We start from the raw sequence: 7740 nt of genomic DNA, 5'->3' as shown, positions 1-7740 counted from the left end.
AAGTAACAAGGAACTGATTAGATGACTATCGAGATCAAGGTACCGGATCTGCCGGAATCAGTGGCGGATGCCACCATTGCCACCTGGCACAAGAAGCCGGGTGATCTGGTTGCCCGTGATGAAGTGCTGGTCGACATCGAAACCGACAAGGTGGTGCTGGAAGTACCGGCACCGCAAGCTGGCGTGCTGGGCGACATCCTGCAGGCAGAGGGGGCGACCGTCCTCTCCCGCCAGCTGATCGCCACCATCAAGGCGGCTGCCGTAGCCGGTGAAGAGACCAAGGAGAAGCCGGCCGAAGCGGTGGCCGATGATGGCGCCGATAGCCTGAGTCCCTCGGTGCGTCGTCTGATTGGCGAGCACGACATCGACGTGGCCAAGCTGACCGGCACCGGCAAGGGCGGTCGCATCACCAAGGATGATGTGGAAGCCTACATCAAGGTCCTGAGCAAGCCTGCAGCCGCCGCTCCCGTTGCTGCGGCTCCGGTCGCTCCGGTTGCCGCACTGGCCGGTCGCAGCGAGAAGCGGGTACCGATGACCCGTCTGCGTAAGCGCATCGCCGAGCGTCTACTGGAAGCGAAAAACACCACCGCCATGCTGACCACCTTCAACGAGGTCAACATGAAGCCCATCATGGATCTGCGCAAGCAGTACGGCGAGATCTTCGAGAAAAAGCACGGCATCAAGCTCGGCTTTATGTCCTTCTACGTGAAGGCGGTGGTGGAGTCCCTCAAGCGCTATCCGGAAGTGAACGCGGCGCTCGATGGTGATGACGTGGTTTATCACAACTACTTCGACGTCAGCATCGCCGTCTCTACCCCCCGTGGTCTGGTGACGCCGGTGCTGCGCGACTGCGACAACATGAGCCTGGCGGACATTGAGAAGGCCATCAAGGATCTGGCGGGCAAGGGCCGTGACGGCAAGCTGACCGTGGATGAACTGACTGGCGGCAACTTCACCATCACCAACGGTGGCGTGTTCGGCTCCCTGATGTCCACCCCGATCATCAACCCGCCCCAGAGCGCCATTCTGGGCATGCACAAGATCCAGGATCGCCCGATGGCCGTTGACGGCAAGGTCGAGATCCTGCCGATGATGTATCTGGCGCTCTCCTACGATCACCGTCTCATCGACGGACGCGAATCGGTAGGCTTCCTGGTCTCCGTCAAGGAGCTGCTGGAAGACCCGACCCGTCTGTTGCTGGACGTCTAAGCCTGTGGCACCCGGGCAAGGGGTTTGCGCCCCGAGCTGAGTGTGCTGCTGGACGTTTGAGTAATACCCGAGCGATTGAAAGATAACGAGGGGCCGCCCAGGCCCCCATTCACAGGGGATTGAGAAACACCAGCCCCGGACGGAAATACCTACAACACGGATAGAGCATCTATGAATCTGCATGAATATCAGGCAAAACAGCTGTTTGCCGAGTATGGCCTGCCGGTCTCCGAAGGTTATGCCTGTGCTACCCCACAAGAAGCGGCCGAAGCGGCCGACAAGATTGGCGGCAATACCTGGGTCGTCAAATGCCAGGTACACGCCGGTGGCCGCGGTAAAGCGGGCGGCGTGAAAGTGGCCAAGAGCAAGGATGAGATCCGTGCCTTCGCCCAAAACTGGCTTGGCAAAAATCTGGTGACCTACCAGACCGACGCCAACGGCCAGCCGGTCACCAAGATCCTGGTTGAATCCTGCACCGACATCGCCAAAGAGCTCTACCTGGGCGCCGTGGTTGACCGTGGCTCCCGTCGCGTGGTCTTCATGGCCTCGACCGAAGGTGGTGTGGACATCGAGAAGATCGCCCACGAAACCCCTCATCTGATCCACAAGGCCACCCTGGATCCGCTGGTTGGCCCGCAGCCCTATCAGGCCCGCGAGCTGGCCTTCAAACTGGGTCTGGTCGGCGATCAGATCAAACAGTTCACCAAGATCTTCATGGGTCTGGGCCAGATGTTCCTCGACTGCGACTTCGCGCTGCTGGAGATCAACCCGCTGGTGATCACCGCGCAGGGCAACCTGCACTGCCTGGATGGCAAGATCAACATCGACGCCAACGCCCTCTATCGCCAGCCCAAGCTGCGCGAGATGCACGACCCGTCGCAGGATGACCCCCGCGAAGCGCACGCTGCCCAGTGGGAGCTCAACTATGTGGCCCTCGATGGCAACATCGGCTGCATGGTCAACGGCGCGGGTCTGGCCATGGGCACCATGGATATCGTCAACCTGCACGGCGGCAAGCCGGCCAACTTCCTTGACGTCGGCGGCGGCGCCACCAAGGAGCGCGTAACCGAGGCGTTCAAGATCATCCTCTCCGACAGCAACGTCAAAGCGGTGCTGGTCAACATCTTTGGCGGCATCGTGCGCTGCGACATGATCGCGGAAGGCATCATAGGTGCGGTCAAGGAAGTGGGGGTCAAGGTGCCCGTCGTGGTCCGTCTGGAAGGCAACAACGCCGAGCTGGGTGGTATCAAGCTGGCCGAGAGCGGCCTCAACATCATTGCGGCCAAGAGTCTGACCGATGCCGCGCAGCAAGTCGTCAAAGCAGCGGAGGCCAACTGATGAGCGTACTGATCAACAAGGACACCCGAGTCATCTGCCAGGGCTTTACCGGCGGTCAGGGTACTTTCCACTCCGAGCAGGCGCTCTCCTACGGCACCCAGCTGGTGGGTGGCGTCTCCCCGGGCAAGGGCGGCACCACCCATCTGGGCCTGCCGGTGTTCAACACCGTCCGTGACGCGGTCGAAGCGACCGGCGCTACCGCCTCCGTCATCTATGTTCCGGCACCGTTTTGCAAGGACGCTATCCTGGAAGCGATCGACGCAGGCATCAAGCTGATTGTCACCATCACCGAAGGCATCCCGACGCTGGATATGCTGGACGTCAAAGTGAAGCTGCAAGAGACCGGCGTGCGGATGATCGGCCCCAACTGCCCGGGCGTGATCACCCCGGGTGAGTGCAAGATTGGCATCATGCCGGGCCACATTCACAAGCCGGGCAAGGTGGGCATCGTCTCCCGCTCCGGCACCCTGACCTACGAAGCGGTCAAGCAGACCACTGACGAAGGCTTTGGCCAGTCCACCTGCGTCGGTATCGGTGGCGACCCCATCCCGGGCTCCAACTTTATCGACATTCTGGAGATGTTCCAGAACGACCCGCAGACCGAAGCGATCGTGATGATCGGCGAGATCGGCGGCAACGCCGAGGAAGACGCGGCCGCCTATATCAAGGCCCACGTCACCAAGCCGGTGGTCTCCTATATCGCGGGTGTTACTGCCCCTCCCGGCAAGCGGATGGGCCACGCTGGCGCCATCATCTCCGGTGGCAAGGGTACTGCCGCCGAGAAGTTTGCCGCGCTGGAAGATGCTGGCGTGAAAACCGTCCGCTCCCTGGCCGATATCGGCAAGGCCCTGCGCGAAGTGACCGGCTGGTAATTTCTGTTAGCCCGTTATCTCTAATAAAAATGCCGCCCGATGGGCGGTTTTTTATGCCTAATAATAGGACATCATTATCTATTCTCGCGAATTAAAGAATATGTTTTGCCTTGGGAAAAAGGATATATGGAAATTTCATTGCTTGCAGATCATCCGCATCATATATCGACAATAGTCGGCTGGTATTTCGATGAATGGGCCTCTCATGTGCCCGGCGTTACGAAAGAGATGGTACGTAAAAAGGTTGAAGTCACAGCCTTAAATAGAGATATCCCATTTAGCTTGGTGGCGCATGACGATAGAGAACTGGTTGGAACATTGGAGATTAAAATTCAGGAAAATAAAAATCACCCTGAATATGAGTTCTGGATTGGTGGTATCTATGTTTCAGCAGTACACCGCAGAAAAGGTATCGCTAAAAAATTGATGAATGTTGCCAGGAATATGGCTGTTTCCCGTGGTGTTGCGACACTCTACTTGCAGTGTGAAACACATAATGTTGGCTTCTATCGTGAGCAAGGCTTCAACGCAATACATAAATCAACCCACGGTCACTGGGAAACGACCATTATGGTATGGCATGCCATCACATAAATATGCCTATAAATCTGTTTTACGGCTTAACCACATCCTTATTTATTCCGCTTTTGTTGGCGCAATAATGCGCACTTGATATTTGACGTCACAAGTTGAGGCGATGAGGTGCTAACATTTTTATGGCCGCGCTCTCGGTGCTTGGAGGAAACAATGAGGTGGTTTTTTCTGCTGTTTATCATGATGCTTGTTGTGGTTGGCAACGCAGCAATTTTTGATAATTCTTCATCTACCAAAGTATTGGTGACATTGCGTTTAACCTGATCCCGTTATCTTTGCTTATGTTCTGGTTTGGATTTTATTTTTTCTGATGGAGATAAGCGCGCCCAGTTACTTGTGGTTGGTCATGTGCTGCTTGTCTTTTTTGTCGGCGCTGGATTTTTGCTTATCGGCACCAATATTGTTTTGGCTGACACATGTGAAATAGTGACATTTAGTAGGAGAACGGGTGGTCTTCTCTGGAAATTTGCAAACTATATACAGTTGATTGGGTATTGTCAGGAGCTGGTGGGCATTGCCGTGTTCGGAATTATTATCTCTTATTCTAACGCTAGACTTTTTTGGGGTTGGTGCTTTCACGTTAATCATTTAAAAAATAAGGATGTTGTCATTAATCATAAACCTATTTAACAAGACAATGGCTTTCTGTTATCACTTCACATAACTCCCTAACGATGACACTAACGTATTAACTGTTTTTATTAGGGAGTATATTTTCGTATGTCAGGATTCGTGTCGTTCTTCGACCCTAGAGACTTATGATTAGTTTTTACTTGCTACGGATTGTAAGGGTGGAGTGGACTTATTCAGTTGTTTTGCTTTTCTTTTGTCTCTAACCCAAATAACTGAACCATTTGTTTTTTTCATCTCGAAGAGATCGATGGACTGGAATAGATCGCTCAGCTTTCTAAATCCGTAGTTTCGTTGATCAAATGAAGCATGGTTTGAAATGTGGTTGCCAATCTCACCAAGCATAGCCCAGCCATCATCTTCGCCAATAGCATCTATTGCCTGCCGGAGTAAATTGATGAGTTTTGTGTCACCCTTTATGTTTTTACTTTGTTTTTGAATGGGTAGCTCCAGCACTGGCTCGGCATCCAGATATAGAAATCGAGAACAACTATTAACGAATGGTAATGGTGCTTTCCGTTCTCCAAATCCGATGACAAATTTCCCATCAGCAAGTGTTCTGGTAACTAAAGGTGTAAAATCACAATCCGATGATACAAGGCATATTATGTCAATATCCTTTGTATATATTACGTCCATTACATCAATGACTAATGCCATGTCTGTCGCATTTTTACCCTTTGTTAAATCAAATTGTTGTACTGGTTGTATGGCATAGTCGTGTAGGACATCTTCCCATGGTTTAAGATTAGGGTTTTTCCAGTTACCATATGCTTTTCTAATATTTACAACGCCGTATCTAGCTAATTCTGAAAGAACTATGTCTATTTTACCTGCGGGTGCATTATCAGCATCAATAAATACGGCTATTTTTTCTTTATCTTTCATAAAGGCCTCCGTGCTATTTAATTATTTTATGCGCTGTGACTCCATTACAGCACTTAGCCCTCAATGCGAGCAGTAAAACATATCCAGACGCTTGGGGTCATGTAGTATGCCACAAGTATTTTGGACTGCCAGTGTTGAACCTCTCAATATTAGGAGTCTTCTTAAGAAAAAACTCCACAATGATAATACCGACCCAAGGGTCGGTATTATCATTCTGTTCGCAGCTGATGACTTGTCTTACTACCAGAGTCCTACTGGTTAAAGATGGTTTGCCCGCGAAAGACGGTCTGGACTACCTGGGTATCGGCGATCTGCTCCGGCTTGCCGGAGGCGACCAGCTGGTAGAGATCCCGATCCAGCACGATAAAGTCGGCCGATTTGCCCGCCTCGATCGAGCCGCTGATAGCCTGCTGGCGCACCGCGCGGGCGCCATTGATGGTGTAGGCCGCCAGCATTTCGTCCAGGGTGATGCGCTGGCTGGCGCGATAGTCATCGCCGCTTTGGGGAGCCTTGATGATCCCGGTCGCCATATTTTCGAAGGGGCGGGGATCCCGGCTGTCGACTGGGGCATCGCTGCCTGCGACCAGTATGGCCCCCGCCTTGCGCGAACTCTCGACCGGGTAGAGGGCGTCGTGCAGATAGCCGAGGGGATCATAGAGGGCATCGCTCAGGGATTGGCCCACCCGGGTCGGCTGGATAAAGGAGGCGACCAGCATGTCGTAGGCCAGTTGGGGGGAGGTCCAGGCATAGGTGAAGGTGAGGTAGAGCCCAAGCTCGCCGAGCCGTTTTTGATCATCGGGATGGACCACCTGCAGGTGGGCCAGGGTGTGGGGAATGCCGCTATCACCGTTGCTGGCGCGGGCGGCGGTGAGGGCATCCAGCGCCGTGCGGGTGGTGCGATCACCGATGCTGTGCATATGGATGCTGAAGCCTGCCTTGTCCAGCGCCCCTATATAGCGGGTGAGGTCGGCCTCCCGGTAGTTGACGATCCCGTTGCTGCCGGACTCCTCGCTGTCGGCTGTGATGGTCACTTCATCGGTAGCCGGGTCTCTGGCCAGATGGGGGGTGTGGTAGTTTGCCAGCATGCCGGCATTGGGCAGGAAGGGGGGGGTTGTGAAGGGATCCCCTTCCAGCACACCGTCGAGGAAGATCTTGACTGCATCGGCCTTGATCAGCGGGTTGTTGGCAAAGGATTCTCTCACCTGGCTGGCCTTGGCAAGATGCCCCTCTATATCGAGTTTGCCCTGATAATCATCATCGCTAAAGCAGGTGGCGGCCGTGACACGCATATGCAGCAGATCCCGTGACTGCATGGTGAGTAGTCGCTGGCGGATAAAGTCGGTGGCGCAGGCATCCTGAATGCTGGTGATACCGCGAGAGGCCATCAGCTCGGCAATGGCGGGCAGGATCTGGTCGTATTGGCTGGCTGCCTGCTCATCGCTGGCGCTCAGCAGGCCGCTATCGGGCACCGGAATGGCGCTGCGGGCCGTGTCACGCACCACTCCGCTGGTCAGGTCGACATAGGGGATAAAGGGCTCGAAGGCCCCGCCGGGGGCCAGCGTAGTTCCATTGAAGCCGATTGTGTTGCCGTCGTTATCCTGCGCCATGGCAAGGGCGCGGGAGTTGTAGGCACTGGCATGGCCATCGACCCCGGCCAGCACCACCGGATTGTCGGGGGCGGCGGCATCGAGGGCCGCCAGCAGGGTGGCATGGCTGGCGGTTGCCGTATTGCCCTCATAGGGGGACCACTGATTGACCACCAGCCACTCCCCCGGCTTGGCCGCATAGCGGGGCAGGCATGTGCTGATCTTGGCGGCCAGCTGATCCAGAGTGACGGGTTTGCCATCGAGATCGCACATGTCCAGTGCTACCGTACCGAGCAAGTGGATATGGTTGTCGTGCAGGCCGGGCAGCACCATACGCCCTTGCAGGTCCACCACTCGGGTGGTGGGGCGTTTGAGCGCTTCGGCCCCCTCCCGGTTGCCCACATAGATAAACTGGCCGTCGCGGATCATCATGGCCTCGGCCACCTGACGTTGCCCATCCTGGGTGTGGATCTTGCCATTGAGATAGAGGGTCGTTGCCCCATTCGTATCATTGGTGTCACTTCGGCAGCCACCGAGCAGGCCTGCGGCCAACAGGAGGGTGATGCCAAATCGGGTTGGGGTCTGTTTGCTATCCATTGCACTGCTCTCCTTGGGGTAAATGC

General features: G+C 55.0%; 7 protein-coding genes. 5 read left to right on the top strand and 2 right to left on the bottom strand.

Annotated features, from left to right (window positions below; genetic code table 11):
• Positions 1 to 21: 21 nt before the first annotated feature.
• The 5 genes from odhB (at position 22) to G5253_RS16835 (ending at position 4643) form a co-directional block, all read left to right on the top strand.
• On the top strand, positions 22 to 1209 hold the full coding sequence (odhB, locus tag G5253_RS16855; RefSeq protein WP_266134844.1) for a 2-oxoglutarate dehydrogenase complex dihydrolipoyllysine-residue succinyltransferase: 1188 nt from the start codon (positions 22 to 24) through the stop codon (positions 1207 to 1209).
• A 171-nt stretch (positions 1210 to 1380) separates the two neighbouring features.
• Entirely contained in the window at positions 1381 to 2547 is a 1167-nt protein-coding gene (gene sucC / locus G5253_RS16850) for an ADP-forming succinate--CoA ligase subunit beta (protein WP_005346090.1), read from the top strand.
• Positions 2547 to 3419 carry a succinate--CoA ligase subunit alpha gene (sucD, locus tag G5253_RS16845; RefSeq protein ID WP_005333542.1) on the top strand — a complete coding sequence of 291 codons (873 nt, stop codon included), beginning with the start codon at positions 2547 to 2549 and terminating at the stop codon, positions 3417 to 3419. The genes sucC and sucD overlap by 1 nt, the downstream gene beginning before the upstream one ends.
• 126 nt (positions 3420 to 3545) lie before the next feature.
• Positions 3546 to 4013 carry a GNAT family N-acetyltransferase gene (locus G5253_RS16840; protein WP_266134845.1) on the top strand — a complete coding sequence of 156 codons (468 nt, stop codon included), beginning with the start codon at positions 3546 to 3548 and terminating at the stop codon, positions 4011 to 4013.
• Between the two features lie 291 nt (positions 4014 to 4304).
• Positions 4305 to 4643, top strand: a complete 339-nt coding sequence (locus G5253_RS16835; protein WP_266134846.1) for a hypothetical protein — start codon at positions 4305 to 4307, stop codon at positions 4641 to 4643.
• Between the two features lie 132 nt (positions 4644 to 4775).
• Here the strand turns inward: G5253_RS16835 and G5253_RS16830 are convergent, their stop codons facing one another.
• Positions 4776 to 5531: an NYN domain-containing protein gene (locus tag G5253_RS16830; RefSeq protein ID WP_216953471.1), complete on the bottom strand. Its 756-nt coding sequence runs from the start codon at positions 5529 to 5531 to the stop codon at positions 4776 to 4778.
• 251 nt (positions 5532 to 5782) lie between these two features.
• Positions 5783 to 7714: an amidohydrolase gene (locus G5253_RS16825; protein WP_266134847.1), complete on the bottom strand. Its 1932-nt coding sequence runs from the start codon at positions 7712 to 7714 to the stop codon at positions 5783 to 5785.
• Positions 7715 to 7740 lie beyond the last annotated feature (26 nt).

The organism is Aeromonas sp. 602658 (genome assembly GCF_049173005.1).
GTDB classification, from domain to species: Bacteria; Pseudomonadota; Gammaproteobacteria; order Enterobacterales; family Aeromonadaceae; genus Aeromonas; species Aeromonas veronii_A.
Note: the sequence above shows the minus strand (reverse complement) of the source record. Positions and strands in the feature narration are given on the sequence as shown.

Excerpts from the sequence above, each read along its gene's own strand:
- odhB (WP_266134844.1), top strand. The coding sequence starts at position 22 with ATGACTATCGAGATCAAGGTACCGGATCTGCCGGAATCAGTGGCGGAT.
- sucC (WP_005346090.1), top strand. The coding sequence starts at position 1,381 with ATGAATCTGCATGAATATCAGGCAAAACAGCTGTTTGCCGAGTATGGC.
- sucD (WP_005333542.1), top strand. The coding sequence starts at position 2,547 with ATGAGCGTACTGATCAACAAGGACACCCGAGTCATCTGCCAGGGCTTT.
- G5253_RS16840 (WP_266134845.1), top strand. The coding sequence starts at position 3,546 with ATGGAAATTTCATTGCTTGCAGATCATCCGCATCATATATCGACAATA.
- G5253_RS16830 (WP_216953471.1), bottom strand. The coding sequence starts at position 5,531 with ATGAAAGATAAAGAAAAAATAGCCGTATTTATTGATGCTGATAATGCA.
- G5253_RS16825 (WP_266134847.1), bottom strand. The coding sequence starts at position 7,714 with ATGGATAGCAAACAGACCCCAACCCGATTTGGCATCACCCTCCTGTTG.